Below are 26630 nucleotides of genomic sequence, written 5' to 3' on the forward strand. Positions count from 1 at the left end.
TCAGGCGTTTGTTCGGGCGCGGATTTTCTCGATGGCGGCCAGGAACCCTGCTCGGGAGAGCGGCTCGGCAAGGCCGCGCGGCTCGAACACATGCCGCGAGAGGAAATAGCCGGTCATGCGAAACCCGTCGACGAGGCTTTGCGGGTCGCACGCCGTGTCGCTTTCAATGAGGAACCCGGGGAGCGGCAAGAGTTTGTCGCGCCAGGGCTTGCCGGCGTCCCGGCTAACCGCCCGGCCAGTCTTCGGCGAGACATAGACGAGATCGTCCCGCCGCCCGGTCGCCGCGCAGCGCTCCAGGTCAAGGCCGAAGCCGAGTTCTTCCAGCAGCGCGATCTCGAACCGCAGCATCAATTCCGCCGCCTTGTCCGGCTCGTCCAAATGATCGACGATCACCGCCAGCCCGTCATAGAGGCGGGCGTGCGGGTCGCGTTCGGCGAGCAGGCGCAGATGCGCCGCGACAAGCTGGACGCCGTTGAGGCCGATGCCGTTTTCCATCAGCCGCGCCGCGCGCAGTTCCAGCGGTTCGATGAGGAAGATGCCCATATGCTCGTCGAGACGAGCGCGCCAATGGATGGCGACGGAATTGCCGGGTTGGAGCATCGGCTGCTGCTTGCGCGAGCGCCCGCCGCGCACGAGACCGAGATGGCGGCCACGCTCACGGGTCATCACCTCGGCGATGACGCTGGTCTCGCCATGCCGGCGCACGCCCAACACAATCGCGTCCTCACGCCACTCCATGGGAAACCGCGTCCCCTTCCCGCTTTGACCGGCGTCGACGCGCCGGATCGGACAGCATCCGAAATCCGGTGGCGATCCGATGTTCGGCGATCGCGCTGACTATTTCTCGAAAGTCAGCCCCATCTCGCGATAGCGCTCCGGATCGTCCCCCCAGTTCTCGCGGACCTTGACGAAAAGGAACAGGTGAACCGTCTGGTCGGCGGCCTCCATGATCTCCTTGCGCGCCGCCTGGCCGATCGCCTTGATGGTCTCGCCATTGTGACCGATGACGATGCGCTTCTGGCTGTCGCGCTCGACATAGATCGTCTGCTCGATACGCACCGACCCGTCCTTGCGCGCTTCCCACAATTCGGTCTCGACATGGGACGAATAGGGCAGTTCCTGATGCAGTCGCAGGAAGAGCTTTTCGCGGGTGATCTCGGCGGCAAGCTGGCGTAGCGGCAGATCGGTGATCTGGTCTTCGGGATAATACCACGGGCCTTCCGGCAGCGCGCGGGCCAGATAGGTCATCAGATCGTCGCAACCCGAGCCGTTGAGCGCCGAGATCATGAAGATCTCGGCGAAATCGCCGCGCTCCGAAATCTCCTTGGTCAACCCGAGCAGGCGGTCGCGCTTCATGCGATCGACCTTGTTGAGCAAGAGCACCTTCGGCTGATCGACGGTTTTCAGCCGCTCCAGGATCGTCTCCACGTCCTCGCTGATGCCCCGATCGGCATCGATGATAGCGAGCACGATGTCGGCGTCCCTGGCACCGGACCAGGCGGTCCGCACCATCGCCCGGTCGAGCCGCCGTTTCGGCGCGAACACGCCCGGCGTGTCGACGAAGACGATCTGGGTGCGGTCGCGGATGGCGATGCCACGCACCAGCGCCCGTGTCGTCTGCACCTTGTGGGTGACGATCGAAACCTTGGTGCCGACGAGCTGATTGACCAGCGTCGACTTGCCGGCATTGGGCGCGCCGAGCAGCGCCACGAAGCCCGAGCGGGTCGGCGCAAGAGCGCCCTCGGCCGGGACCGCGGTATCTTGGGTCTGATCGTCTTGGTCGGTCAATTGTCGTCCTTCCAGACAGATTCGCGGATAAGGACCGCGGTGGCGGCCTCCTGTTCGGCAATTCGCTTCGAGCGCCCCTGCCCGTCCGCCGGCTCGATACCGGGGACGGTGACGCGGACGGTGAACACCGGATCGTGGTCGGGGCCGGACCGGTCTACGATCGCATAGTGCGGCGTCTCCGGCCCACGGGTATGCGCCCATTCCTGCAGCGCCGTCTTCGGATCGCGCCGGGCGCTCCCGGCATCCTCGAGACGCCCCGCCCAATGGGCGATGATGAAGCCGCGCGCCGTCTCCAGCCCTTCGCCGAGATAGATCGCAGCGATCAGCGATTCGACGAGGTCGGCGCGGATGCTCCGCGTCCGCTCACCCTTCAGCTTCTTCAGATCGCCGCCATGTCGGACGAATTCGTAGAGTCCGAGTTCATCGGCGATTTCGGCGCAGGTCTCGGCGCTGACCAGGGAATTCAGCCGCAACGACAGCTCGCCTTCGTCGGCGCTCGGAAACATTTCGAACAGCTTTTCGGCGATCACAAGGCCGAGCACCCGATCGCCGAGAAATTCCAGCCGCTCGTAGCTGCGGTCGTTGCCACCGGAGGGCCGCAGGCTCGAATGGGTGAGCGCGCGCTCGAACCGCGCCCGCTCGCGAAATCGAATGCCGAGCCGGCGTTCGAGCTCGTCGAGCGACTTGTCGGCTTTCAGCTTAGCCATGTCAGAATGCGGCTCGGACGCAAATCCGTCGGCCATTTCCAGATTTCGAGCGGCGACACGTCATCCTGGACGGAGAAGAAGATCACCTGCGCCTTGCCGACCAAATTCTCGAAGGGAACGTAGCCGACGTCGAACCGGCTATCCAGCGAGTTGTCGCGGTTGTCGCCCATCATGAAATAATGCCCGTCCGGCACCACGAATTCGCGGGTGTTGTCGCCGGCCGAGCTCGGGCTGAGATCGAGCGTCAGATAGGAGGCGCCGTTGGGCAGCGTCTCGCGATATTGCGGCACGGTGGTTCCGTCGTCGGCGACGAACTCGCCCACCACTTCGCGCGGTACCGGTTTGCCGTTGATGGAGAGCACGCCGTCTCGGACCTGGATGCGATCGCCCGGCAGACCGATCAACCGCTTGATATAATCGGTGTCCTCCTCGCGTGGCTTGCGGAAGACGACGACATCGCCCCGATCCGGCGCGGAGCCGAGCAACCGGCCCTCGAACAGCGGCGGCGAGAACGGGATCGAATATTTCGAGAAGCCGTAGCTCCATTTGGAGACGAAGAGGTAGTCGCCCACCAAAAGCGTCGGCATCATCGAGCCGGAGGGAATCGAGAATGGCTGGAACAGGAACGTGCGGATGATCAGCGCCAAAAGCAGCGCCTGCACGATGACCTTGACGGTTTCGCCGAAGCCGCCGCCTTGTTCCGCCCGTTCGGCCTCGTCGACCATGCCCTGCCCTTCATTGCCGTTTCGCGCCGCAAAACGTCGCTCGGCGCCTTCTATCGGCTCGCTTTCACCGGAGCAATGCACCGAATTGTTAAACTTCGTCGGAGGTGCGCAGGCTTCCCCCCGCCGTGACCGAGCGTTGAGCCTTCTCGGCACCCCGAAGTGGTCTGGCCGGCGGCCGCCCTTCCAGAATGCGCCGCGTGCGGTGTTTTTGAAAGCTGCGCGCCGCGGCGAACACCAGCCCGTATGCCAGCAACCCGGCAGCGGTGCCGAGGGGAATCCCGCCGACGAGCATCGGCTTGACGATGGGCGTCCAGATCGAGGCGAAATCCATATGCGTCAAGGCGCGGCCAATCCCCGAGGGCGCCGTTCCATCGATCGTCCGCGAGGTCAGGAAGAACTGCCCGATTTCATAGGTCGCGCCCCAGATGAACGGAAAGCTCAGCGGGTTGCCGACCGCCGTTCCGAGCGCCGCCGACGCCATGTTGCCGGCGACCACATAGGCGAGCGCGAAGGCGAGCAGGAAGTGGAAGCCGATGAAGGGTGTGAAGGATGAAAAGACCCCCGCGGCGAAGCCGGCGGCAATGGCGTGCGGCGTCGCATTGAGCCGCAGAACACGCTTCTGCAGGTAACGGAACGAGCGCGAGAACGAGCGGCGCGGCCAAAGCAGCGTACGAAGCTTCGATCCAAACTTTTCCGGATGGCGTCGCCCGAACAGCATGCCCGTCGCATTCCTCATCTCGCCGGCGCACCGGCCATGGTCCACAACCTATATAGGACCTGATGCCGACATTCCGTAAACGGCTTGACGAGCACCGGCCATGGTCGCGGTTCAGAGCGTCCGGCTACCGGGCTTGACTGGCGGAATTGCGGCGAGTTCGGGCGGCAGCGCATCGGCCGGATAGGCCGGGACCGCATGTTCGGCCAGTGCGACCAGCGGCACGCCGACATCGGCTTTACCGGCGGAACGATCGATGATGCAGGCCGTCGCCGCGACCTCTATTCCCAGATCCTCCAGGCACGCGATGGTCTCGCGAATCGACAGCCCGGTTGTGACGATGTCCTCCACCACCACGACGCGGGAGCCGCGCGGCACCTCGAACCGGCGGAGCTTGAAGACCCCGCCTTCCCGCTCGACCCATACTGCCGGCACGCCGAGATGCCGTGACGTCTCATAGGCCGGAATCAGCCCGCCGATCGCCGGCCCGACGACGTAGTCGATCTGTCCCGCAACATCCGCCCGAATCCGCTCGGCCAGGGCACGGCATAGACGCTCGGTCAAAGGCGGATGCATGAACACCCTGGCCTTCTGCAGAAATACTGGACTGCGCAGGCCGGACGTCAGGATGAAATGGCCTTCGAGATAGGCTCCGGCCTCGCGAAAGATCGCAAGCACGTCGTCGCTGGTCATGTCGCCGCTGCTCCGTATTCGGCCAATTCCCGCTGCCGCCTATCAGGAGAACATCATACAGACAAATGGAGGGATAATTTGGTGGGTAATGTAGGGCTCGAACCTACGAGGAGTCCGCAACACCTTTTACCAATTTTTTTCCGATGCGGCCGGTGGTTTTGATCAAGATCAAAGCCGCCTGCGCGCACTTCTTGCATGATTGATCTCAAATTGGCGCTCGGACTGCGTGCTCGACCATAGGAAAAGGCCGGATCGTTTTTTAAGCGCTGTTTCTTAGCGACTGAAGCGGGAAACGACCCTGTCCTCCCGGCGCAGCAAATCAGGAAAGGCTTTGGAAGATGTTCGCAGCGGATCGCCGAAGTCTCGCACCCAATGTGAAACCGGTTCAGCCCAATGATGCTCAGGTGCCGGTAATGCCGGTCGTTACCGCTGCGCTGGCAGATCATCGTGGCGAGTTTCTGCGCTATCTCCTGCGCCGCCTCGGGGACAGGGATACGGCGGAGGACGTGCTTCAGAACTTCTGCTTGCGGGTAGTTTCCAGCAACGTCGATCTCAGAAAGAGTGAAAGCGTGATCGCTTGGCTTTATACGGTGCTGCGGTCTGCCCTCACGGATCACTACCGACGGGAGGCCGCGCGGCGGCGGCGGGAAGGCAGCTATGTGCGGGAGCAGATCGCGCTGGGCAAAAATCCTGACGAAATCGATCTCGAAGATAGCCCTTGCGAATGTTTCCGCGAACTCCTTCCCGCATTGCGGCCGGACTATGCGGAGATTCTGCGACGGGTCGATTTGTCGAGCGAGCCCCGCGGAAAGACCGTGGCGAATCTCGGCATTTCACCTGGAAATGCCAGGGTCCGGCTGCATCGAGCACGCCAAGCTTTGCGCGAAGCAATGCACGAATGCTGCGGCAGCTGTTGCGAACATGGTTTCAACAGTTGCACATGCGGCGACCGCCACCACTCGACTGGTGCGACAGAGATGAGCCAAGTCGCCTTTTCCTGACCGATTGGATCGCCTGCTTCGGCTATAATACCGCGTCGAATGCCTCATCGCGGAGCTGTGTCCGCCGATCGGTGCTTTGGGCCCGGTCGTTGAGGTATCTGCACGTGGGGAAGCCCGGCGTCCGACGATCGCGACTGTATGTCATTTGGGCAAGAGAGGCCTCGGCGCCGACATGACTGCTGGTCTGTCGAAAGTGCTGTAACGCCGCGCATGGTGTTCCGTCTGTTGTGAACCAAGGCTAGCAAGAGACATCACGCGCCGACGCATTCGCCGTCGTTTCCTGCGTTTGCCGCAAGGGTCATTGGCATAGAAAAGAAGGTCGACACGATGGGCTATGCGCAAAGTCCGCGACGTGAAGACGCCGCCTGGCGGGTCGAGGATTTTGACGCCGCGATCTTCGATCTCGACGGTGTGGTCACGCGGACAGCCCGCGTCCACGCTGCCGCCTGGAAGCGCCTGTTCGACGAGTATCTGAAGCGGCGGGCTGGAGCGACAGGAGCGCCGTTCCGCCCATTTCTCGATGACGATTACCGGCGCTATGTCGACGGCAAGCCGCGCTATGACGGGGTGGAGAGCTTTCTGCAATCGCGTGGCATCGCGCTTCCCCCTGGCGCGGCCACAGATCCGCCCGATCGTGAAACCATCTCCGGACTCGGCAACCGCAAGAATCAGTATTTTCATAAGAGTTTGGAGAAAGACGGCGTCGAAGTCTTCGAGAGCAGCGTGGCGCTAATCCGCGAACTGCGCGCACGCGGCGTCAAGACGGCGCTCGTCTCGTCCAGCCGCAACGCTCGTGCCGTCCTCGCCGCCGCCGGACTCACGGATCTCTTCGACGTTTGTGTGGACGGCACCGACGCACAGAGGCTCGACCTGAAGGGAAAGCCGCGGCCCGACATCTTTCTCGCCGCCGCCACGGCGCTCGGCGTTCCGCCGAAACGAGCCGCGGTTTTCGAGGATGCGATCAGCGGCGTTCAGGCCGGCCGCGCCGGCGACTTCGGCCTCGTCGTCGGCGTCGACCGCGCCGGTCAGGCGGCCGCACTTCGTGAGGCTGGCGCCGACGTGGTTGTGGCCGACCTCGCCGCCTTCAGTCTGTTGCCCCCCACGCCACCCGCAAGACCCGCATCGATGGAGCGGCGCGATGGCCGATAGCCGCTGGACGCTCGTGTACGAGGGCTTCGAGCCGGCGCAGGAAGGTGTCCGCGAGGCGCTCTGTACGCTCGGTAACGGCTATTTCGCGACACGCGGCGCGGCGGAAGAGAGCGCAGCCGACGACGTCCACTATCCGGGCACCTATCTTGCCGGCGGCTATAACCGCTTGTCCACCGACATCGCCGGCCGCATGGTCGAGAACGAGGACCTCGTCAATCTGCCGAACTGGCTGCCACTGCGCTTTCGCCCCGAGGACGGCGACTGGGTCAACCTGCGACGCGTCGAAATCCTCGCCTATCGGCAAGAGCTCGATCTCGGCGGCGGCGTACTCGAACGCAAGGTGCGTATCCGCGACGACCATGGCCGCGAAACGTCCCTCCTCAGCCGCAGGCTGGTCCACATGGGACGACCGCATCTGGCGGCGATCGCGATCACGCTACTCCCGGAGAACTGGTCGGGCCAGCTTGTCGTGCGGACCGCCCTGGACGGGCGCGTCATCAATGGCGGCGTCGAGCGCTACGGCCCACTCGCCAGCAAGCACCTCGTGCCGCTTGAGACGCAAGTGCTGGGAGATGACGGCATGCTGCTCATCGCCGAGACGAGCCAGTCGCGCCTGCGGATCGCGGAAGCGGCGCGCACACGGGTTTTCGAGGGCGACGATGCGCTCACCGTCGCGTGCGAGCGTCACGAGGAAGAGGGCTATGTCGGACAGGAACTGAGATTCGCGGTCGCGGAAGGAATATACGTCACGATCGAGAAGACGGTGGCGGTCTTCACCTCGCGGGACCGGGCGATCTCCGAGCCGCGCCAGGCCGCGATCGAGGCGCTTGAACAAGCCGAGCGCTTCGACATGCTTCTGGACTCTCACAGGCGTGCATGGCGCGCTTTATGGAACCGCTGCGACATCGTTATCGATCAGGGCTCGCGCACGCAGATGATCCTGCGGCTGCATGTCTTCCACCTTCTACAGACGGTCTCCCCCAACACCGTCGATCTCGATGCCGGTGTGCCGGCGCGCGGCTTGCACGGCGAAGCCTATCGGGGGCATATTTTCTGGGACGAGCTGTTCATCCTGCCCTACCTGAACTTTCACCTGCCGGAAATCAGCCGGGCGCTCTTGCTCTACCGCTATCGGCGGCTGCCCGAAGCACGTCGGCTGGCGCGCGGGGCAGGTTACCACGGCGCGATGTATCCCTGGCAGAGCGGCTCGAGCGGGCGCGAGGAAACCCAGACACTGCATCTCAACCCGCGTTCCGGGCGCTGGACACCCGACAATACCCATCTGCAGCGCCATGTCAGCGCCGCCGTGGCCTGCAATGTCTGGCGCTACTGGCAGACGACCGGGGATCTTGCGTTCCTGTCCTGGTACGGCGCCGAGATGCTGATCGAAATCGCCCGCTTCTGGGCGAGTATCGCGACCTACGACGAAGCCTCCGGCCGCTACCAGATTGGCGGCGTGATGGGACCGGACGAGTTCCACGACTGCTATCCGTGGCGAGACACGCCCGGCCTCGACAACAACGCCTACACCAATGTGATGGCGGTCTGGGTTCTGCGCCGCGCCGCGGAGGTTCTCGATCACGTCGGGGTCGAACGCCGTCGCGAACTCGAACACCTGCTTGGGCTAACAACCGAAGAAACCAACCACTGGAACGACATCGCCCGCAAGATGCGGCTGGTGTTCCTCAAGGACGGGATTATCGCCCAGTTCGAAGGCTACGGGGAACTTGAGGAGCTCGACTGGGAGGTCTATCGCGAGAAATATTCCGACATTCACCGGCTCGACCGAATCCTGGAAGCGGAAGGCGACACCGTCAACCGCTACAAGGCCTCGAAGCAGCCCGACGTCCTGATGCTGTTCTACCTGTTCTCCTACGACGAACTGCACGAACTGATCACGTCGCTCGGCTATCCGTTCGAGCCGGACGCGATCCAAAAAAATATCGATTACTACGTCCGGCGCACATCGGACGGCTCGACGCTGAGCCGGGTCGTTCAATCCTGGGTTCTCGCTCGCGGCGACCGGAGCCGATCCTGGGATCTCTTCGTGACGGCCCTCGAAAGCGATATCTCCGACATCCAGGGCGGCACGACCGCCGAGGGTATCCATCTCGGTGCAATGGCCGGCACGGTCGACCTCGTCGAGCGCGGCCAGACAGCGCTGGAATTTCGTGACGACACGCTGTGGATCAGTCCATGCCTACCGACGAAGCTGCAACGCTTGCGCCTGAAGCTGCTCTATCGGGGCGATTGGCTCTATCTCGATGTCGGCTGCGACAGACTGACCGTCTCCGCGCCACATGGATGGCACGGCCCGGGAAAAATCGGCGTCCGAAACCAAGTGTATCCGTTCAAGGCCGGCGCCGTCCTGGAATTTTCCTGCGAGGTCACCCATGGCGGCTGGCGGCCAGTCTCGCTAGCGGGGGTACCCGATCCGGATGACCGGCCGGACGTCGATGCAACGACCGCGTCAGAACATCCCGGAGACACACAGCAATGAAGTTCGTCGTATTCGAAGCAGAATCCCGTGAGATTTCCTTCTTCGAGACGTTGAAGGGCTCGCACGACCTGGTTCTCCTCTCCCCGCCTTTGCGAAGGAAAACTGCTCTCCACTTTCGCGCGGCAAGTCCATACGACGACGACGCCCTTCGACATGGTCGTGCTCAACGAATTGGATCGCTTCCATCTGGCGATCACCGCCATCGAGCGGCTGCCGGATCGCGGCGGAGCAGCGGGCGAGGAAGAGATCCAGCAATTTCCGCCAGCGACTTGCGACGCATCGCGCCTATATCGTCGACAAGGGCGAAGGCATGCCCGAAATCCGCGACTGGATGTGGCCATCCAGGTCCGATGCCGGAGACGGCCATGGGAGACAACAACGCTGAGTCTAGCCGATCCTCGTCCGCTCCGCTTCGAGGGCCGCTTCGGCCTTGCGACTGAATTCCGCGGGCGGATGGCCCGGTGAAATAAGTGGCAAGTATGAAACCACGATCGTACCGCTTCGCTTATAGGGCTGGCCGGGGCCCCAGAATTTCCCCGAATTGACCGCCACTGGCAGGACCGAGGTGCCGAGCTTGGCGTAAAGCAGTTCGACGCCGCGCCTGAACCGGATCGGCTCCACGTCCGACTTGCGTGAACCTTCCGGGAAGATGAGCACCGAGCGGCCGCTGGCAAGCGCTGCCCGACTTTGTTCGAGCATGGTCTTCAGGGCTCTTGCGCCTGTCTCGCGATCAATGATGATCATCGGGGATTTTCTCAAATACCACGACACGATTGGAATTCGCAGTAATTCCTGCTTCGCGATAATCGCGACGTTCGGGACGAGAACAAGAAAGGCAAGCGTCTCCCACGTGGATTGATGGTTGCAGATAATGAGGCAGGGCTCATGCGGAATGAACTCCCGACCGCATTCGACATACCGCAATCGGACCACATATTTCAGTCCGACCAGCGCCATGCGGACCCATAGACGTGTCGCCGCCCTAATGGGTCCGGGAGGTGATCCGGCTGCCCACAATACCAGTCTCCCGATCGCGAACGATGCTGTCCAAATGGCAAAAAGCCCATCGAAAATTTTCGACCTCAGCTTGGGGATGCTCATGCTGCGACCCACGACCTCCTACCCGGCAGGTCAGCAACGTGATGCGTGGCCGAACCGCTCACGTCGAGCTTGAAGGCGCGGAACAATCCGCAGCCGTTACTGTCGCGCGCTTTGAACGTTGTGTCGTGCTCCAGCCAGGCGATCCTATATTTTTTCAATGAGTTCCTGGCCTGACATCGCATTTGGAGAACTTGTGACACCGTCGTATCGCCTCTTGAGGTCGACGGAACGCCCGTAGTCGTTACCGAGGAACCAGCGAAGCTGCGCTCCCGTCTTTTCGGTACGCCGCCTAAAATGCTCGTGAACCAACCGCTTCCCGTCCGCGGCATGCATGCGAGCCGTCCGTGCCGCTATCCCGCCGAGGTCGGGGATCGCGGCGTCGAAGTCCTCGACTCGCAATTTTGTATCGCCCATAGCCGATATTCCGCGTTGCCCATCGTGTCTACATTCCACTTCCAAGCGGACGATCCGCCCAACGACACGGCCGAATGAGGGGTGGGAGCCCGAGTGCCCGATGTGTGTATTGCCGGCATCACGACATAAAAGACGGAGCGTCATATAAAGCGTTACGGGCCGCGATGGCGAGATGCGAGCATCGCGTCGAGGAAGACAGCAGCTGGCATGACCGGGTCTGCCGAAAGCTGTGAAACCGACGACCCAAAGTCCCTTAGCCATTTCTGCGCTACGCGGATTACGCACCAAGGCCCCATGTAGCTAGTCTCACGGGCGGAATATCCACCAGCGCGCAAGGATCGTGTTCCAGCAGGTGGCGCCAGGAAGATATTTGGTGGGTGATGTAGGGTTCGAACCTACGACCCGCTGATTAAGAGTCAGCTGCTCTACCAACTGAGCTAATCACCCACGACGCCGAGGCGTTCGGTAGCGGCTATATAGAGAGCGCCCGAGAGCCTGTCCACCCGTTTGTGGACCGGTTGCCACGGTTTTCGAGAGATGCCGCGGTCCCTAGGGGCCATGGCGCGATGCTACGACGCGGGATCGGTCCTGGACCAGGCGAACAGGCTTGAGAGCGCCGGCGGAAGGATTTCGGGCTCGATCCGGCGGATGCCGGGGGTCGACGCCGATTCGTGTTGAACCGAGTTCAGTTCGTCCAACGCCGCCGACTGACTCGCGACGGCCGCCTCCCTGTCGTCGTCCTGCTCATCCGCGATGTCGAGAAAGCGGATTCCCGCGAACATCGCCCGCCGGTAGACCAGGCGAGCGGGACGGGCGTGCTGGTCTTCTCCGACCCGAATTTCGAACGCCTTCGGCAGGTGCGCGGCTTCGTCGATGGTCAACAGCGCCCCGGTCGCCGAAAGATTGCGCACGATGCAATCGAAGGTCGAGAAGCCGCCGTTGAAGATCACCTTGGCGCGTTTGAGCGTCCGCATGCGCTGGGCGACGCGGCGTTCCGATCCATCGGGTTCGAGTTCTGGGAGCGCTGCCATGATGGCCTCCGGGACAATCTGCAAGCGGAATTATCCCAGACAGTCCTTTGCAAATGCTGAAGCCGGCCGGGACATTTTGACATTGTCGATCATGGCCGTTCGCCGCTCGGCTAGGAACGACACCTCTCGCAACGCTAAACGACGATGGCCGGGCAACCTCGTTGCCCGGCCATCCGATCTTCGATTCGGCGCGATAGGCGCGGGTCGAGCTAGTTGCGGGCCTTGTCGACCAATGCGCCGGACTTGATCCAGGGCATCATGCCGCGCAGCTTTTCGCCGACTTCCTCGATCTGGTGATCGTCGTTGCGGCGGCGGATCCCCTTGAAGCGGGCCATGCCGGAACGGTATTCCTGCATCCATTCGCTGGTGAACTTGCCGGTCTGGATGTCGTTCAGGACGCGCTTCATCTCGGCCTTGGTTTCGGCGGTGATGATGCGCGGGCCGGAGACGTATTCGCCCCACTCGGCGGTGTTGGAGATCGAGTAATTCATGTTGGCGATGCCGCCCTCATAGATGAGGTCGACGATCAGCTTGACCTCGTGCAGGCACTCGAAATAGGCCATTTCCGGCGCATAGCCGGCTTCCACCAGGGTCTCGAAACCAGCCCGGATCAGTTCCACCAGGCCGCCACACAGGACCACCTGCTCGCCGAATAGATCGGTCTCGCACTCTTCCTTGAAATTGGTCTCGATGATGCCCGAACGGCCACCACCGACGCCGCAAGCATAGGACAGCGCCAGATCGAGGGCGTTGCCCGAGGCGTCGCGATGCACCGCGACGAGGCACGGAACGCCGCCGCCCTTCTGGTACTCGCCGCGCACCGTATGACCGGGGCCCTTGGGCGCGATCATCACCACGTCGACCGTGTCCTTCGGCTCGATCAGGCCGAAATGCACGTTGAGGCCGTGGGCGAAGGCGATCGCCGCGCCGTCGCGAATGTTCGCGGCGATCTCGTCCTTGTAGATGTCGGCCTGCAGTTCGTCCGGCGCGGCCATCATCATCAGGTCCGCCCAGCCGGCCGCTTCGGCCACCGTCATCACCTTGAAGCCGTCGGCCTCGGCCTTCTTGGCGGTCGCCGAGCCCTGACGCAGGGCGATGGCGACGTCCTTGGCGCCGGAATCCTTCAGATTGAGCGCATGGGCGCGGCCCTGGCTGCCATAGCCGATGATCGCAACCTTGCGGGACTTGATGAGATTGAGATCGGCATCCCGATCGTAATAGACGCGCATGTCGTGTCCTCCTAGTTGATGTCTCCGGCCACGATCGGCCGGTTCTCGTCCGCCCCGTAAAGGGCGAAGAACTGATCCGCGGCGCGCTTGGCGTCGCGGTCGATATCGGCAGGGCGCAAATCAAGCGGTTCGCCGAGCAGAAGTCGGATCTGGACGTCGCGCACGACCAGACCGAAGAAGGTCCGGAAGGCGGCATCGACATCGTCGAAATCAAGAATTTCGGCCGCGCGCCCGGCCGCCAGCGCCGGCTTCAGCCGCCGGGCCATCGCGAACGGACCATTGTTCAGAACGATCGCACCGAGATCGGCGGTCTGGGAGCCGGCTTCTGCGACCGCGAGCCGGTTGAGCGCGACCGAGGTCGGCCCGGAGATTACCGTCAGCCAGTCGCGTGCGAATTGGGCAAGGTCGGAGTGAAGCTGCTGGCGCGTGTCGCGCCCGGTTCGGGCCGGAACGCCGCGCACCTTGGCCGCCTGCCAGCGGACGGTCGCGGTCAAAAGCCCGTCACGGTCGCCAAACCATTTGTAGAGCGTCTCCTTGGAACAGCTCGCTGCCCGCGCCACCGCCGCCATGGTCAAGGGACGCCGCGCCGCCACGACGAGGCCGAGCGCCGCATCGAGGACGTCGCGCTGGCGCGCCGTCATCGTGTTGCTGTCGAGATCCTCTATCGTCTGCACCCGCGCCACCCGTCCTGCTTGTGGTTCGCTTGCCCATCAGCCGTACCGTAACGTACGGTACGGCTATTTAGCGGCAATGGCGGCAGGGATCAAGCACCCGCTGAAAGGACGTCGGCAATGGCCCTGTGAAAGCCCTGCGTCACGAGAGCATCGGGTCAGGCATCCTGCCCGCAGGCGTGACAAAACCGGCGCACGGTCTCGGCCATACCGAATTCCAAAGCGTCGGCGGTCAATCCGTGGCCGATCGAGACCTCGGCGAGGTCGGGGATGCGCGCGACCAGCGGCGGCAGGTTGGCGACGGTCAAATCGTGCCCGGCATTGACTCCGAGACCGGTCGCCAGCGCCGCGTCGGCGGTACGCCCGAGACGCTCGATCTCGCGCGCCGCCGCGTCCGGATCGTCATGGGTCGCGCCATAGGGGCCGGTGTAGAGTTCGACGCGATCGCAGCCCGTTGCGGCGGCAGCCGCCATCGCTTCGGGTTCGGGGTCGGCGAACAGCGAGACCCGGGCGCCCTCGCCCTTCAACGCCATCACGATCGGCCTGAGAAACGCCGCCGCGGCAACGAAATCCCAGCCATGGTCGGAGGTCGGCTGAGAGGGGTCGTCGGGGACCAGCGTCACCTGCTCCGGCCGCGCCGCGCGAACGAGTTCCAGGAACTCCGGCGTCGGATAGCCCTCGATATTGAACTCGGCGCCGGGAAATTCCGTATCGATCAGCCGGCGAATGTCCGGCAGGTCGGAAAAGCGGATATGCCGCTGGTCGGGACGCGGATGCACCGTCAGCCCGTGCGCGCCTGCCTGCAACGCGATCCGGCCCAGCGCGGTCACGCTCGGCCAGGGCAGGTCGCGCCGGTTTCTCAGCATGGCGACGGCGTTGAGATTGACGGACAGTTCGGTCGGCATGGCGGTCTCGCTCGGCGGCTAGAGCATCGGACCGAAAAGTGGATCCGGTTTTCGGATTATTCCGATGCTCAACCAAAGTGATAGAGCGTCCTTTGTGCGTCCGGATGGACGCACTGGCGCTCTATTGCCGGCTCGGTAGCATAGAAGACGAAGGCTGTCCCTACTGGTGCCCTCCTCCCCGCCGAGCTCGGGTGCAGCCCGACACCACTGCGCTTGTTCGCATTGACAGGCCGGGGGCTCCCGACCCTATTCTGAAATCTCGGCGTTTTGCCGATGGTTCTGTGGGAGGACATGATGGGCGGCTCGAGATTTATCCCGATCCTGATCGCAGGCCTTGTGGGTCTGATCGTCGGCTGGTGGGCGGCGCCCGACTTCGACGAAGCCAGCGAAACCATGGCGGGACAGATCGAGGAGCTGAAGGCGCCGATCGGTCAAATCCAGACCAATGTTGAGGCGTTGAGCACCCGCCTCTCGGAACCGGCCGCCGACACCGGCGATGACGCGGCGACGGAAGCAGTCAACGCGCTGGGGTCGCGCTTCGACCAGCTGACGAACGAACTGCAGAGCCGCACCGACGCGATCACGCAAGCCGTCCAGGAACAGGCCGGCCAGGCCGCCGGCGGCGCGGCCGCCAAGCTGGACGAAATTGCGACCCAACTGAAGAGCCTCGAAGAGCGGATCGCGAGCGCCACGCCGCAGCCGTCGCCCTCCGAGGTGGCCGCCACGACGGCGACACCCGGCGGCGATCCTGCGGCGCTGGCAGAACAGATCGGCGCGTCCGGCGCCATCCTCCTGCCCGGTCAGGCGGCGATCTTCGGAGGCTACACTGTGCGGCTGACGGCGATTTCGGTCGAAAACGGCAGCGCGACCCTGGTCGTCAGCGATGGCGAAAACCAGGAGGTCGCGACGGGCGAGGCAATCAAGGTCCGCGAGACCTGCGAGGTCAGCGTCGCCGGCGTTACTGCCGGCGCGGCCTACCTCGCCGCGCAAGGGTGCGAGCAGTCGGCCGAGAGTGCGCCGCAGGCGGCAACGGCGCCGGAAGCTCCCGCCGATGGCCAACAGGCCGCGCGAGCCGCCACCGAAACGGCCCCCACGGATGGCGAGCAAGCAGCTTCGACCGGCGGTGAACAGCCGGCTCCGGAGACTGACGCCCAGGCAGCAGCGCCGGCAGAGCAGCAGCAAACCACTGAGGCGCCCGCTACTCCAGCAGCCCAGCCGGAAGGCCAGCAGCCGGCCGAACCCGTTAGCGCCTCGCAAAGCGGTGACGGCAACTCCGCCAGCGTGCCGACGGGCGGCACGGCCGTCTTCGGCGACACCCGCGTCTTCGTTTCGGCCATTGGCGAGAGCGACGCCTCGCTCTTCGTCGCCGGCAAGGGCCGCCAGACGGTCGCGACCGGTTCGGCGCTCGACGCCGGCAATGGCTGCATGGTGACCGTCGCCGGTATCGAGAATGGTCAGGTGCAATTGACCGCTGAGGGTTGCGCGAGCGGCGATTCCAGCGAAGGCCAGGCAGCAGCAGCGAGCGATGGCGCGCAACCCTCCGCCGCGGCGGACGCCGAGACGACGGCCCCGACTGCCGAAGAACAGCCCACCGATGCAGCGGACAACGGTGCAGAGGCTGCGCCGGCCGCTGACACCGGCGAAGCCACGACACCCGCCGCCGATGAACCGGCGGCTCCGACGGGCGGCGACACGGCCGGTTCGGCATCCGGCCTGACGACCGGCCAGACCGCGACGTTCGGCGAGAAGAAAATCTTCGTCTCGGCGGTCAGCGACTCAGGCGCGACGCTCCAGGTGATCGGGGGCGATCGGCAGCAGGTGGAAACCGGCGGTGCGATCGATCTCGGCGATGGCTGCGTGGTCACGCTCGATAAGGTCGAAGACCGCAGCGCCTTCCTGTCAGCGGCGGGCTGCTGAGCCGGCCCGACGACAGCCCAATCAGCAAGAAGGCCCGCGATCACCCGATCACGGGCCTTTTTTCATGTCGCTTGGCCGTCCGCCTTCGCGACCGGGCGTCCGCTCACTTGACGATGGTTAGCGTCTCCGCCGCGCGGGTGATCGCCGTATAGAGCCAGCGCTCGCGGGTTTCCTTGAAGGCCCAGCTTTCGTCGAACAGGACGACGTCGTTCCACTGCGAGCCCTGGGCCTTGTGAACAGTCAGGGCGTAGCCAAAATCGAAATCGTCGAAGCGCTTCTTGGTCGCCCAGGGAATGTCGGCGTCCGGGTCCTCGAAGGCGGCCTTCAGGAGCCTGATCTTCGCCGCGCCCTGGTCGATGTCGTCGTCGTCCGGCTTGACGATGAGATTGACGCCGGGCTTCGCCGTCTCGCGCGCGGCGGTCATCACCTGCCAGAGCGAGCCGTTGAGCAACCCCTTCGGCGGATCATTTCGCAGACACACAAGCTTGTCGCCGGCCATCGGCAGCGGACCCTCAAAGCCCTTCAACTCGCGCAGTCGCGCATTGTAGCGCCGTCGCGTCCGGTTGGTGCCGACCAGAACCTGATCGGCGGCGAGCACCTTGTCGGTTTCCACATCGCGCTTGCCGATGATCTTGGCGGCCCCCCAGTCGCCATGCATCAGCTCCTTGCCCTCGCGGACATGCAGGGCGAGTTCGATGATCGGATTGTCACGCGCCTGGCGATGGATCTCGGTCAATAGAAAGTCGGGCTCGGCCTCGGTGAAGAAACCGCCGCCCGAGACCGGCGGAAGCTGGCCCGGATCGCCGAGCACGAGGATCGGCGTGCCGAAGGACATCAGATCGCGCCCGAGCGCCTCGTCGACCATGGAGCATTCGTCGACGATGACCAGCTTGGCCTTGGCGACCGGGCTCTGGCGATTGAGCGAAAAGGTCGGCGAGACTCGCGACGTCCCGCTCGCCTCGTCGGCGACGGTCTCCTCGCCGCGCGGCCGGTAGATCAGCGAATGCAGCGTACGGGCACTCTTGGCGCCCTTCGACCGCAACACCTGCGCCGCCTTGCCGGTAAAGGCGGCGAACTGCACCGAGCCATCGATGCCTTCGGCGAAATGGCGCGCCAGCGTCGTCTTGCCGGTGCCGGCATAGCCGAACAGGCGGAAGATCGGCTGATCGCCGTCTTCCAGCCATTGCGCGACGGCCTTCAGCGCGTCGTCCTGCTGGGGTGAGAGCTTCATGGGGGCAAATGGCAGGATTCGGGGCGACACGGCAACGACAAATCGACGCGCACTCTCGTCTTTCGACGTCTTCGCCCGGCCCCTCCGCCCTATTCCGTCCGGCCACGCCCCTCCGGATCGTTTGCCAGCACGATCGGCTGGCCATGCGGCGTCGCCCGCGCGGCGCGGCGCCAGGCGGCGGCCAGCCCCTCGACCTCTGCGGTGCCCGTCAGCCCTTTTTCGGCAAGCAACCCTTCGAGCGCGCCGAGAAAGCGCGGATAGTAATCGGACCCGTCCTCGGCCGCGTCCGACGCGTGCAGCGTTCGCCCGAGTGCTTCGGCCCATTCGGCGGCGGTGAAAACGCCGTTCTCCACGAGCGCGACCTGCAGTCCGAGAACTTCCGCCTGCCATGGCTCGGCGAAACGCTCGGGAGCGTCATTCGTCATCGTGCGGCACCGGTTCCAGATAACTTTCGAAGGCGTCGATCGAGACGGTCAGTCCCGGATCGCCATCCCTGCCCCACAACGCCGGACCGTCGAAGGCGACGGTGTAGAGCCATTGCGGCGCCTCCCCCTTGCCGTGCGCGTTGGTGTCCGGAAAGACATGGACGCCGTGAACGATGTCGACCCGGCCGACGCGGCCGCGGGCATAGCGCGGCAGCCGCGTGTGGCCGGTGGGATGCATCTCGATGGTGCGGACCCTGTCGCCGACCGCAAACATGGCCGGCGCGATCGCCGGCCGGTCGACCGGCGCCCCCTTGGCCAGAACCGCCGGCATGTCGGCGCCAGAGACCACGCGCTTCGGCGTCGGCGCATCGACGAGCGCTTCGCCACGATCGAGTTCTTCCCGCGTGACGAAACCGTGGCGCAGCAGCAGACTCTCAAGCGCCTTGGTCCAGATCTCGTAATAGCTCGAGCCGTAATAATCCGCGGGATGCAGGCTTTCGCGCGCATGGCGGCTTTCGTCGATCGTCCAGGCACCGAGCGTTCCCGCCGCGACGGTCAGCCCCAGCGCACGCTTTTCCCAATCGGCGTGAAACAGCGGCTCGTTCGTCTCCGGCGCGATCGGGCCGAAGCCCATCTGGCCGCCGAGATCCTGCGGGCCGTTCATTGGCCCGCACCGCTGACCGATTCCGGCGCGAGGGCAAGCCCCGTCCCGATCATCGCGTCGCGCGTGAGCAGATCGGCCAGTCGGCTTTCGTCGAGGCCCTCCGTCCCGGCCGGCCGCATCGGCACGACGAGATAGCGCATCTCTGCGGTCGAATCCCAAACACGGATTTTGACGTCCGGCGAGAGGGTTACCCCGAACTCCTCCAGCACCCCACGAGGATCGATAACGGCACGGGAGCGATAGGGCGGCGACTTGTACCAGACCGGCGGCAGCCCGAGCACCGCCCACGGGTAGCAGGAGCAGAGCGTGCAAACGACGAGGTTGTGCGTTGCCGGCGTGTTGAAGACCGCGTGCATGTGTTCGCCCTGGCGGCCGGTAAAGCCGAGCGAGGCGATCGCGGCCGTCGCGTCCTCGCGCAGCCACGCCTCGAATTGTGGATCGGCCCAGGCTTTCGCCACCACGCGCGCGCCGTTGCGCGGCCCCACCTTGGTCTCGTAGGTTTCGATGATCGCGTCGACCGCCGTCCGATCGACGAGGCCCTTGCGGGTCAGGATCGTTTCCAGCGCTTTTACCCGCGCTGTCATCGGGTCGAAATCATTGTCGTGGGCATGCCCATGATGGTGGGCGTCATTGTCGTGCGAATGGCTCATGGCCTAAAGCTAAGCCTGCCGCGCTTTCCTCGCAATATGCCTGGTCACCACAGCATCGGCACCAAGGTCAGCGCCAGAAGGACGCCCATCGCGATGTTGAACCATTTCAGCCGCGCTGGATCGGCGAGGAAGCGCTTGAGCATCACCCCGAAGCCCGCCCAGGTCGACACGCTCGGCCAGTTGACCAGCGTAAAGGCCGCGGCGACGAGCACGACCGAGGCGAACGGCCGCGCGGGATCGGTGTAGATCGCCATCGCGGTGATCGCCATCACCCAGGCCTTGGGGTTGACCCACTGGAATGCAGCCGCCTCGACGAAGGTCATCGGCCGCTCGCCGCCCTTCCCCTCGCTCATTCGGCGGGTCGTCGCGATCTTCCAGGCCAGGAACAGGAGGTAGACACCGCCCACGAGCTTCAGTGCGATATGGAGTGGCGGATAGGCGGCCAGCAACGCGCCGAGCCCAAATCCGACCGCCAGCAGCAACAGGCCGAACCCGCCAGCGATGCCGCACATGTGCGGGAAGGTCCGCCAAAAGCCGAAATTCACGCCCGAGGCCAGCAGCATCAGATTGTTCGGCCCCGGCGTGATCGAGGCCACGAAGGCGAAAGTCAGCAGCGCGAGGAAAACGTCGGGGTTCATGCAATCCAGCTCGAGCGAGATGTATTTAGGTCAGCATTGCTGACCTATAGGACGGTGTGAGCCGACCGTCAAAAGAATTCTCAGAAATCTACTGCCCCGCCTACATTCCCGCCTTGCCGCGCGACAGCGCCGCGACGCCGGTGCGGCAGACCTCGACAAGGCCGAGCGGCGCCATGATCGCCACGAATTTGTCGATCTTCGACGGCCGGCCGGTGATCTCGAAGACGAAATGCTCGATCGAGGAGTCGATGACCTTGGCGCGGAAGACATCGGCGAGCCGCAGCGCCTCGACGCGGCCCTCACCCTTGCCGGCGACCTTGACGATCGCCAGCTCGCGCTCGATCGGAGCGCTTTCGCCGTCTTCGCCCGCCACGCGGGTGAGGTCGACGACGCGATGCACCGGCACGATCCGGTCGAGCTGGCTCTTCAGCTGCTCGATCACATGCGGCGCGCCGCGGGTGACGACCGTAATGCGCGATAGATGCTTTTCGTGTTCGGTTTCCGAGACCGTCAGGCTTTCGATGTTGTAGCCGCGGCCGGAGAACAGCCCGATGACGCGCGCCAGAACCCCCGGCTCGTTGTCGACGATGATCGCCAGCGTGCGCGCCTCGTTCGCCTCCTTTTCGGGAGTAATGAAATAGGCCGAAGCGGGTGGCTGGACGGGTCTGTTCATGGTCGAACTCGGTACTCTGGAGGTGGCGGCACCATAGAGGCGCGCGCGAAAAAGAAAAGCGTCGGCGCGGCGGTACAAACGCGCCGAAGCGCGAAAGCCGTCGAGACAATCCCCCGACGTGGCGCCGCTGCGTCTACACCAGCGCCTTGCCCTTGGCGTCGATGGCGCTGGCCACTGCCTCGTCGCTCGCCTCGTCCGGCAGCAGGATCTCGTTATGCGCCTTGCCCGACGGGATCATCGGGAAGCAGTTGGCGAGATTGGCCACGCGGCAGTCGAACAGCACCGGCTTGTCGACAGCCAGCATCTCCTCGATCGCGTCATCGAGATCGCCCGGCTTCTCGCAGCGAATGCCGTGGCCGCCATAGGCTTCCGCCAGTTTGACGAAATCCGGCAGCGCCTCTGTGTAGGAGTGCGACAAGCGGTTGCCGTGCAAGAGCTGCTGCCACTGGCGGACCATGCCCATATACTGGTTGTTGAGGATGAAAATCTTGACGTTCGCTTGGTGCTGAACCGCGGTCGACATCTCCTGCATGTTCATCAGCACCGACGCGTCGCCGGCGATGCAGACCGACAAGGCATCGGGATGGGCGATCTGCGCGCCGATCGCCGCCGGCAGGCCGTAGCCCATCGTCCCCAGCCCGCCGGAGGTAAGCCAATGGTTCGGCTCCTCGAAACCATAGAACTGCGCCGCCCACATCTGATGCTGGCCGACCTCGGTCGACACGTAGGTCTCGCGGTCCTTGGTCGCCGCGTAGAGCCGCTGCACGGCGTATTGCGGCATGATGACGTCGTTGTTCGGCTTGTAGGCGAGACAGTCGCGCGCACGCCATGTCTCGATCTGGTCCCACCAGCTCGCCAGCGCCGCCGGTTCGCTCGCCGTGCCGCGCGCATTCCAGAGTTCGACCATGTCCTTCAGCACATGGCCGACATCGCCGATGATCGGCAGGTCGACATGGACGTTCTTGTTGATCGACGAGGGATCGATGTCGATGTGGATCTTCTTCGAGTTCGGCGAGAACGCATCGAGGCGCCCGGTGATACGGTCATCGAAGCGTGCACCGACGCACAGCATCACGTCGCAGCCATGCATGGCGAGATTCGCCTCGTAGGTGCCGTGCATGCCGAGCATGCCGAGCCAGTTCTTTCCGGACGCGGGATAGGCGCCAAGCCCCATCAGCGTCGAGGTGATCGGAAAACCCGTGCTCGCGACGAACTCCCGCAGCGACCGCGTCGCCTCCGGTCCGGAATTGATCACGCCGCCGCCCGAATAGATCATCGGGCGCTTCGCGGCGGCCAGCATCGCGACCGCCGCCTCGATCCGGTCGCGGTCGCCGTCGAGCTTCGGCCGGTAGCTCTCATGCTGACGGATCGGCGGCGGCGGCGAATAGGTGCCGGTCGCGAACTGGACGTCCTTTGGCACGTCGACGACCACGGGGCCGGGCCGGCCGGTGGTGGCGACATGAAACGCCTCGTGCAGCACGCGGGACAGGTCATTGACGTCCTTGACCAGCCAATTGTGCTTGGTGCAGGGCCGCGTGATCCCGACCGTGTCGCATTCCTGGAAGGCGTCGGAGCCGATCAGCGTCGTCGGGACCTGGCCGGTAATGCAGACCAGCGGGATCGAATCCATCAGCGCGTCCTGCAGCGCCGTCACCGCATTGGTCGCACCGGGCCCGGAGGTCACCAGCATCACCCCCGGCTTGCCGGTCGAGCGGGCATAGCCTTCCGCGGCATGGCCGGCGCCCTGCTCGTGCCGCACCAGAATGTGGCGCACCTCCTCCTGCTGGAAGATCTCGTCATAGATCGGTAGCACCGCGCCGCCCGGATAACCGAAGATATCCGTGACGCCATTGTCCTTCAGCGCCTGGACGACCATTTCGGCGCCCGTCATTTCCCGCGTTCCCGCTGTCGCTTCCATCGTCGTGATCTTCCGTCTGCTGTCTGCCGGATTTGTCTGGCGCCGTTTTCCTGTCCGGATATTTGTCGGAAATCGGCGCAATAAAAAAGGGCCGCTGGGGCCCTTTGGATGCGCACACGTGGCTATCGCCGGGCGGTCGCTAGACCGCCGCGCGTGTGCGCCTTCGTACTACGAGAATGCTGTGTGTGTTCATCGCACATGACGCTAAGCGCATCGGGACCATCCGTCAACGCAATAGTGCGCGGCCACATACGGGCCGCGCACCGAGCAAGCTTAGATGTCGCGATATCGAGGCGACGCGCCGATCGAGGGCCTCAAACAACCGCCTCGATATTGATACGCCGATACAACGCCTCGGCCAGCGCGTAGATGCCGAAGGCCATGAGCCCGAGCCCGGTCAACGACAGCAGCGCCCAACCGTACGACCAGCCTTCCATCGCCGCCAGCGCCGTGTCCAGCCCCGGCGTATCGCCACTGGCATAGGAGGCGGCACCGCTGAACAGCAGCCCGGCAAGGACAAGGAAGGTGACACCTCGGGCCATCAGTCCGAACTGGCAGACCGGGGTCAACCAGCTGCGGACTCCCTCGGGAATCTCCATGTACTTTTCAAAGCCGGCTTTGGCGCCCTTGAAGATGTGGGCCGCGCCCGCCGCTGCCATACCGAGGGCAACGATATAGGTGAGCCAGACGCCGTAGCCCGCCTCATAGGCCTTGGCGACAAGACCGTTTGAACCGCCGCCACTCGCCATGCCGATCAGCAGGCTCGCGGCATAGAAGGCAAGTGCACCATAGGCCAAAGCGCTGAAGATCAGGCCAACCCGCACGAACAGCCCTTTCGTGTCGGTACCATGGTGGTCGACATCGAAGACGACTTGAACGATCCGCCAAGCCGCAAAGCAGGAAAGGGCGAGGACCAGCAGGCCAAGGAGAATGGTCCCGAACGCCGACCCGGCGATCTGTCCGACCGCCTCTTTGCTATCCATCGCCTCGCCGGAGGCGAACGCGGCACGAAACGCGAAGTAGCCGATGATGAGAAACACCGCTCCCCGCGCCACATAGCCAGCCCTTGCGGCGTGCCGAAGCCAATCGCGGTTGTCGTCGGTCAGCTGGTGGGTATCTGCCATAATCATCGCCTTATTTTGCTAAGACGATACGCTATAGGACCGGATCCGTTCCCCGCCAAACGGAATTAGGCCGTCGGAATGGGCATGGACCCGATTGCGGCCGGATTGTTTGGCTCGGTAGAGCGCGAGGTCGGCACGTTTCAGGAGCGCGGCGTTCTCGTCGCCGGCGTTCGATACGGCCAAGCCGATCGACGCGGTGATGCGCAGGCTGACATTGCCGACCTCGATGGTCGACATCGAGATAGCCTCCCGGATCTGATCGGCGAAGCGTTGAAACTCCATGGCGCTCATGTTCGGCGCAACGACGGCGAACTCCTCGCCGCCCACCCTCGCGACGATGTCATGATAGCGCGTGCACTCGAACAGGCAGGTCGCTACCGACTTCAGGACCAAGTCGCCGACGTCATGCCCATGGGTGTCGTTGATCGCCTTGAAGTGGTCGAGATCGATCAGCATCAGTCCCAGCGGACGTCCAATTCTGTCGAATTCAAGCAGATATTGCCGCAACGACTCGTCGAAGAAGCGCCGGTTGTTCATGCCGGTCAACGGGTCGGTCAGGGCGGCGCGTTCGAAATCCTGCGAGCGCTGCCGCAATAATCCCGCCAGCGAGTGCAGCTTGCCTTGCTCGCGGGCCTGTTGTCGGACCATCGGCAATATCCAGAATAATCCGGCTAGCAAAGCGACGATCAGGCATGAAAACGTCGCGGCGAAGAGGATCGACTCGACCCGCTGCACCTCTTGCAACCCGGTTTCCGCCAGCGCCGACGCAACGACACTATGCCCCGCATAGGCACTCGCGGTCGCTGCGGCGATCGTGCATAAAAACAATGCGACCGACAATTCCGACTTGCTGATGTTCATGCAGAAGAAAAACCCGTTCTTTCTGCCACGAATCACTAGCGCAATAGGTTCACCATCCGCTTAACCGGACCGATCAAATGGGCGGAATATGGTCCGCGTCCGACGTCTCCAACCGTGCCCAGTCGGCACCGAACTGGTGACGGAACCAAGTTTCCTGGCGCTTGGCGTATTGCCTTGTGCGTGTCACCGCGCGGGCTGTCGCCGAGTCGAGGGTCAGCCCGCCGTCAAGCACCGCGCCGAATTCGGCGACGCCGATCGCTTTGGCCGCCGACCCCGCTAGCGCACCGGGAAGCGCTAAAAACGCGGCGACCTCGGCGAGCGCACCGGCCGCGACCATCGCATCGAAGCGCCGCGCGATCGTCTCGCGCAGCCGACTTCGCTCCGGCGCAAGGATGATCTTCACGCATTTGCCACTGTCGAGCAGCCCCTCGCCCTCTCCCGCCTGCAAGGATGACAGCGGCGTTCCGGCTGCCTCGCCCACCTCCAGCGCCCTGACGATCCGTTGTCCGTCCGCCGGCTTTATGCGGGCTGCGGCGACGCGGTCCCGCTCCGACAAAAGCCGATGCAGCGCTGGCGCACCCTCTTCCGCCAGCCGCCGCCGCCATGTCTCGCGAAGCTCTGGCGCGACCTCTGGCATGGCATCCAGAAACCCTAGCAAAGCCTTGAAATAAAGCCCCGTTCCGCCGCAAAAAATGGGAATCCGTCCGGACGCGCGGATATCCGCGAGAACGGCTGCCGCCTGGCGTGTATACGTTCCAGCCGAGTAGGTTTCATGGGGGGGCACATGGCCGTAAAGGCGATGCGGAACCCGCTCGAGCTCGGCCGAAGTCGGCCGCGCCGTCAGGATTTCGAGCCCCGCATAGACCTGCATCGAATCGGCATTGACGATCACCCCGTCATGTCGCTCGGCGAGTTCGAGCGCCAGGCGCGACTTGCCGCTGGCGGTCGGCCCAGCTATCAGGATCGCCTGTTTTTCTGCCATCTCGGATCGCCATATCATGTTCGTCGCAACGCTCATCGCCGCACCGACCGGGGCCGGCCTGCCGGCTCGCGTCCTTGTCGACATCGCCCGCGAGCTCGGTGTTCAAGCTGAGACAGCCGACTGGCTCGACCCCGATTTCGCAGCCGATCTCGCCTTCGAGGTCGCGCCTTCACTTGAGCAGCGGCGCGCCGTCGCCGAGATTGCCGCAGCCGGTCGCTTCGACTGCGTGGTGCAGCAGCGCGCCGGGCGGCGCAAGGACATTTTGATCGCCGACATGGATTCGACGATGATTGGCGAGGAATGCATCGACGAACTCGCCGCCGAGGTCGGAATCAAGGATCGCGTCGCCGCGATCACGGTCTGTGCGATGAACGGCGAAATCGAATTCGAACCGGCCCTCAGGGAGCGCGTCGCCCTGCTTGCAGGCCTGCCGGAGGCGATCGTGGCCAAGGTGATTTCCGAGCGCATCACGCTCGCGCCTGGCGGCGCAACGCTGGTCGCGACCATGCGGGCCAACGGCGCCTACACAGCGCTTGTTTCCGGCGGCTTTACGGTCTTCACCAGGCCGATCGCCGCGCGCCTCGGCTTTCATGAAAACCGCGCCAACCGCCTGTGTGCCGAGGCGGGCCAGCTCACCGGCCACGTCGAAGAGCCCATTCTTGGAGCCCTGGCGAAAGTGACGGCGTTGGAAGCGATCGCCGCAGAACGCGGTGTCGGCGCAGAGCAGGCGATCGCGGTGGGCGACGGGGCCAATGACCTCGGGATGATCCAGCGCGCCGGCACCGGCATCGCGCTGCACGCCAAGCCGGCAGTCGCCGCGCAAGCGCCCCACCGCATCGACCACGGCGACCTGACGGCGCTGCTGTTTGTTCAGGGCTACAGGCGGGACAAGTTCCAGCAATAGATCCCGGCATCGCC

Annotated in this window: 26 protein-coding genes, 1 tRNA gene and 1 pseudogene; 6 read left to right on the forward strand and 22 right to left on the reverse strand. The window is 64.2% G+C overall.

The annotated features are described in order from the left end of the window. The 6 genes from recO to pyrE all read right to left on the reverse strand — a co-directional run bounded on the left by recO (window position 1) and on the right by pyrE (window position 4628). On the reverse strand, window positions 1-738 hold the full coding sequence (gene recO, locus VQ045_RS03420; protein ID WP_327647339.1) for a DNA repair protein RecO: 738 nt from the start codon (window positions 736-738) through the stop codon (window positions 1-3). 99 nt (window positions 739-837) lie between these two features. Then, the gene (era, locus tag VQ045_RS03425) at window positions 838-1788 is read right to left on the reverse strand and encodes a GTPase Era (protein WP_327647341.1); all 951 of its coding nucleotides are present in this window, start codon (window positions 1786-1788) and stop codon (window positions 838-840) included. Beyond that, window positions 1785-2495: a ribonuclease III gene (gene rnc, locus VQ045_RS03430; RefSeq protein ID WP_331829165.1), complete on the reverse strand. Its 711-nt coding sequence runs from the start codon at window positions 2493-2495 to the stop codon at window positions 1785-1787. The genes era and rnc overlap by 4 nt, the downstream gene beginning before the upstream one ends. After that, window positions 2483-3220 carry a signal peptidase I gene (lepB, locus tag VQ045_RS03435; RefSeq protein WP_331829166.1) on the reverse strand — a complete coding sequence of 246 codons (738 nt, stop codon included), beginning with the start codon at window positions 3218-3220 and terminating at the stop codon, window positions 2483-2485. The genes rnc and lepB overlap by 13 nt, the downstream gene beginning before the upstream one ends. Window positions 3221-3308: 88 nt before the next feature. Continuing rightward, entirely contained in the window at window positions 3309-3938 is a 630-nt protein-coding gene (locus VQ045_RS03440; RefSeq protein WP_331829168.1) for a DUF2062 domain-containing protein, read from the reverse strand. Window positions 3939-4049: 111 nt separating this feature from the next. Next, complete coding sequence (pyrE, locus tag VQ045_RS03445) at window positions 4050-4628, reverse strand: orotate phosphoribosyltransferase (protein ID WP_331829169.1); 579 nt, start codon at window positions 4626-4628, stop codon at window positions 4050-4052. A gap of 338 nt (window positions 4629-4966) precedes the next feature. On the opposite strand from pyrE, the gene VQ045_RS03450 reads away from it, so the two are divergent. The 4 genes and pseudogenes from VQ045_RS03450 to VQ045_RS03465 all read left to right on the forward strand — a co-directional run. After that, a complete protein-coding gene (locus VQ045_RS03450) occupies window positions 4967-5629 on the forward strand; it encodes an RNA polymerase sigma factor (RefSeq protein ID WP_331829170.1) in 663 nt (220 codons plus the stop codon). A gap of 327 nt (window positions 5630-5956) precedes the next feature. Beyond that, window positions 5957-6778 carry a beta-phosphoglucomutase family hydrolase gene (locus VQ045_RS03455; protein ID WP_331829171.1) on the forward strand — a complete coding sequence of 274 codons (822 nt, stop codon included), beginning with the start codon at window positions 5957-5959 and terminating at the stop codon, window positions 6776-6778. Beyond that, window positions 6768-9278, forward strand: coding sequence for a glycoside hydrolase family 65 protein (locus VQ045_RS03460; protein ID WP_331829172.1), 2511 nt, complete (start codon window positions 6768-6770; stop codon window positions 9276-9278). Before VQ045_RS03455 ends, VQ045_RS03460 begins: the two co-directional genes overlap by 11 nt. A gap of 132 nt (window positions 9279-9410) precedes the next feature. Continuing rightward, window positions 9411-9663: pseudogene (locus VQ045_RS03465) on the forward strand (hypothetical protein); the annotation flags it as partial. A 2-nt stretch (window positions 9664-9665) separates the two neighbouring features. Here the strand turns inward: VQ045_RS03465 and VQ045_RS03470 are convergent. From VQ045_RS03470 to VQ045_RS03495, 6 genes are all read right to left on the reverse strand, one after another. Then, window positions 9666-10235, reverse strand: coding sequence for a lysophospholipid acyltransferase family protein (locus tag VQ045_RS03470; protein WP_327624848.1), 570 nt, complete (start codon window positions 10233-10235; stop codon window positions 9666-9668). 929 nt (window positions 10236-11164) lie between these two features. Next, window positions 11165-11240, reverse strand: a tRNA-Lys gene (locus VQ045_RS03475). A gap of 122 nt (window positions 11241-11362) precedes the next feature. Further along, on the reverse strand, window positions 11363-11824 hold the full coding sequence (locus VQ045_RS03480) for a PilZ domain-containing protein (RefSeq protein ID WP_327624127.1): 462 nt from the start codon (window positions 11822-11824) through the stop codon (window positions 11363-11365). Between the two features lie 209 nt (window positions 11825-12033). After that, complete coding sequence (gene ilvC / locus VQ045_RS03485; protein WP_327624128.1) at window positions 12034-13053, reverse strand: ketol-acid reductoisomerase; 1020 nt, start codon at window positions 13051-13053, stop codon at window positions 12034-12036. Window positions 13054-13064: 11 nt separating this feature from the next. Further along, a complete protein-coding gene (locus tag VQ045_RS03490) occupies window positions 13065-13694 on the reverse strand; it encodes a TetR/AcrR family transcriptional regulator C-terminal domain-containing protein (RefSeq protein ID WP_327624218.1) in 630 nt (209 codons plus the stop codon). Window positions 13695-13882: 188 nt separating this feature from the next. Then, entirely contained in the window at window positions 13883-14629 is a 747-nt protein-coding gene (locus VQ045_RS03495) for a pyridoxine 5'-phosphate synthase (protein WP_327624129.1), read from the reverse strand. A 294-nt stretch (window positions 14630-14923) separates the two neighbouring features. Here VQ045_RS03495 and VQ045_RS03500 point away from each other — a divergent pair, with 294 nt between their 5' ends. After that, window positions 14924-16546 (forward strand): hypothetical protein, encoded by a 1623-nt coding sequence (locus tag VQ045_RS03500; protein WP_331829173.1) that lies wholly within the window; start codon window positions 14924-14926, stop codon window positions 16544-16546. 103 nt (window positions 16547-16649) lie between these two features. Here VQ045_RS03500 and VQ045_RS03505 read toward each other — a convergent pair whose 3' ends face one another. From VQ045_RS03505 to miaA, 10 genes are all read right to left on the reverse strand, one after another. Then, complete coding sequence (locus VQ045_RS03505; protein ID WP_327624219.1) at window positions 16650-17777, reverse strand: ATP-dependent DNA helicase; 1128 nt, start codon at window positions 17775-17777, stop codon at window positions 16650-16652. Between the two features lie 89 nt (window positions 17778-17866). Next, the gene (locus VQ045_RS03510) at window positions 17867-18202 is read right to left on the reverse strand and encodes a nitrile hydratase accessory protein (protein ID WP_327624131.1); all 336 of its coding nucleotides are present in this window, start codon (window positions 18200-18202) and stop codon (window positions 17867-17869) included. After that, complete coding sequence (gene nthB, locus VQ045_RS03515) at window positions 18192-18866, reverse strand: nitrile hydratase subunit beta (RefSeq protein ID WP_331829174.1); 675 nt, start codon at window positions 18864-18866, stop codon at window positions 18192-18194. The genes VQ045_RS03510 and nthB overlap by 11 nt, the downstream gene beginning before the upstream one ends. Next, the gene (gene nthA, locus VQ045_RS03520) at window positions 18863-19516 is read right to left on the reverse strand and encodes a nitrile hydratase subunit alpha (RefSeq protein ID WP_331829175.1); all 654 of its coding nucleotides are present in this window, start codon (window positions 19514-19516) and stop codon (window positions 18863-18865) included. The genes nthB and nthA overlap by 4 nt, the downstream gene beginning before the upstream one ends. 44 nt (window positions 19517-19560) lie before the next feature. Then, on the reverse strand, window positions 19561-20154 hold the full coding sequence (locus tag VQ045_RS03525; RefSeq protein ID WP_331829176.1) for a LysE family translocator: 594 nt from the start codon (window positions 20152-20154) through the stop codon (window positions 19561-19563). Window positions 20155-20254: 100 nt separating this feature from the next. Then, the gene (ilvN, locus tag VQ045_RS03530; protein WP_327624135.1) at window positions 20255-20827 is read right to left on the reverse strand and encodes an acetolactate synthase small subunit; all 573 of its coding nucleotides are present in this window, start codon (window positions 20825-20827) and stop codon (window positions 20255-20257) included. A gap of 133 nt (window positions 20828-20960) precedes the next feature. Then, window positions 20961-22745, reverse strand: a complete 1785-nt coding sequence (locus VQ045_RS03535; protein WP_331829177.1) for an acetolactate synthase 3 large subunit — start codon at window positions 22743-22745, stop codon at window positions 20961-20963. 314 nt (window positions 22746-23059) lie between these two features. After that, entirely contained in the window at window positions 23060-23869 is an 810-nt protein-coding gene (locus tag VQ045_RS03540; protein ID WP_331829178.1) for a DUF1206 domain-containing protein, read from the reverse strand. Between the two features lie 18 nt (window positions 23870-23887). Beyond that, a complete protein-coding gene (locus VQ045_RS03545) occupies window positions 23888-24730 on the reverse strand; it encodes a GGDEF domain-containing protein (RefSeq protein ID WP_331829179.1) in 843 nt (280 codons plus the stop codon). 73 nt (window positions 24731-24803) lie between these two features. After that, window positions 24804-25712 carry a tRNA (adenosine(37)-N6)-dimethylallyltransferase MiaA gene (miaA, locus tag VQ045_RS03550; RefSeq protein ID WP_331829180.1) on the reverse strand — a complete coding sequence of 303 codons (909 nt, stop codon included), beginning with the start codon at window positions 25710-25712 and terminating at the stop codon, window positions 24804-24806. Window positions 25713-25725: 13 nt separating this feature from the next. On the opposite strand from miaA, the gene serB reads away from it, so the two are divergent. Beyond that, on the forward strand, window positions 25726-26616 hold the full coding sequence (gene serB, locus VQ045_RS03555; protein ID WP_442879821.1) for a phosphoserine phosphatase SerB: 891 nt from the start codon (window positions 25726-25728) through the stop codon (window positions 26614-26616). Window positions 26617-26630: the final 14 nt, after the last annotated feature.

Source organism: Aurantimonas sp. E1-2-R+4 (assembly GCF_036549515.1).
In the GTDB taxonomy this organism is placed as follows: Bacteria; Pseudomonadota; Alphaproteobacteria; order Rhizobiales; family Rhizobiaceae; genus Aurantimonas; species Aurantimonas coralicida_A.

Coding starts and splice junctions, on each gene's coding strand:
- nthA (WP_331829175.1), bottom strand. CDS start 19,516: ATGAGCCATTCGCACGACAATGACGCCCACCATCATGGGCATGCCCAC.
- ilvC (WP_327624128.1), bottom strand. CDS start 13,053: ATGCGCGTCTATTACGATCGGGATGCCGATCTCAATCTCATCAAGTCC.
- pyrE (WP_331829169.1), bottom strand. CDS start 4,628: ATGACCAGCGACGACGTGCTTGCGATCTTTCGCGAGGCCGGAGCCTAT.
- VQ045_RS03510 (WP_327624131.1), bottom strand. CDS start 18,202: ATGACGAATGACGCTCCCGAGCGTTTCGCCGAGCCATGGCAGGCGGAA.
- VQ045_RS03480 (WP_327624127.1), bottom strand. CDS start 11,824: ATGGCAGCGCTCCCAGAACTCGAACCCGATGGATCGGAACGCCGCGTC.
- VQ045_RS03450 (WP_331829170.1), top strand. CDS start 4,967: ATGTTCGCAGCGGATCGCCGAAGTCTCGCACCCAATGTGAAACCGGTT.
- miaA (WP_331829180.1), bottom strand. CDS start 25,712: ATGGCAGAAAAACAGGCGATCCTGATAGCTGGGCCGACCGCCAGCGGC.
- VQ045_RS03525 (WP_331829176.1), bottom strand. CDS start 20,154: ATGAACCCCGACGTTTTCCTCGCGCTGCTGACTTTCGCCTTCGTGGCC.
- nthB (WP_331829174.1), bottom strand. CDS start 18,866: ATGAACGGCCCGCAGGATCTCGGCGGCCAGATGGGCTTCGGCCCGATC.
- VQ045_RS03535 (WP_331829177.1), bottom strand. CDS start 22,745: ATGGAAGCGACAGCGGGAACGCGGGAAATGACGGGCGCCGAAATGGTC.
- VQ045_RS03490 (WP_327624218.1), bottom strand. CDS start 13,694: ATGACGGCGCGCCAGCGCGACGTCCTCGATGCGGCGCTCGGCCTCGTC.
- VQ045_RS03455 (WP_331829171.1), top strand. CDS start 5,957: ATGGGCTATGCGCAAAGTCCGCGACGTGAAGACGCCGCCTGGCGGGTC.
- VQ045_RS03495 (WP_327624129.1), bottom strand. CDS start 14,629: ATGCCGACCGAACTGTCCGTCAATCTCAACGCCGTCGCCATGCTGAGA.
- VQ045_RS03460 (WP_331829172.1), top strand. CDS start 6,768: ATGGCCGATAGCCGCTGGACGCTCGTGTACGAGGGCTTCGAGCCGGCG.
- VQ045_RS03505 (WP_327624219.1), bottom strand. CDS start 17,777: ATGAAGCTCTCACCCCAGCAGGACGACGCGCTGAAGGCCGTCGCGCAA.
- VQ045_RS03440 (WP_331829168.1), bottom strand. CDS start 3,938: ATGCTGTTCGGGCGACGCCATCCGGAAAAGTTTGGATCGAAGCTTCGT.
- rnc (WP_331829165.1), bottom strand. CDS start 2,495: ATGGCTAAGCTGAAAGCCGACAAGTCGCTCGACGAGCTCGAACGCCGG.
- VQ045_RS03470 (WP_327624848.1), bottom strand. CDS start 10,235: ATGGCGCTGGTCGGACTGAAATATGTGGTCCGATTGCGGTATGTCGAA.
- VQ045_RS03540 (WP_331829178.1), bottom strand. CDS start 23,869: ATGGCAGATACCCACCAGCTGACCGACGACAACCGCGATTGGCTTCGG.
- VQ045_RS03545 (WP_331829179.1), bottom strand. CDS start 24,730: ATGAACATCAGCAAGTCGGAATTGTCGGTCGCATTGTTTTTATGCACG.
- VQ045_RS03500 (WP_331829173.1), top strand. CDS start 14,924: ATGGGCGGCTCGAGATTTATCCCGATCCTGATCGCAGGCCTTGTGGGT.
- recO (WP_327647339.1), bottom strand. CDS start 738: ATGGAGTGGCGTGAGGACGCGATTGTGTTGGGCGTGCGCCGGCATGGC.
- lepB (WP_331829166.1), bottom strand. CDS start 3,220: ATGGTCGACGAGGCCGAACGGGCGGAACAAGGCGGCGGCTTCGGCGAA.
- ilvN (WP_327624135.1), bottom strand. CDS start 20,827: ATGAACAGACCCGTCCAGCCACCCGCTTCGGCCTATTTCATTACTCCC.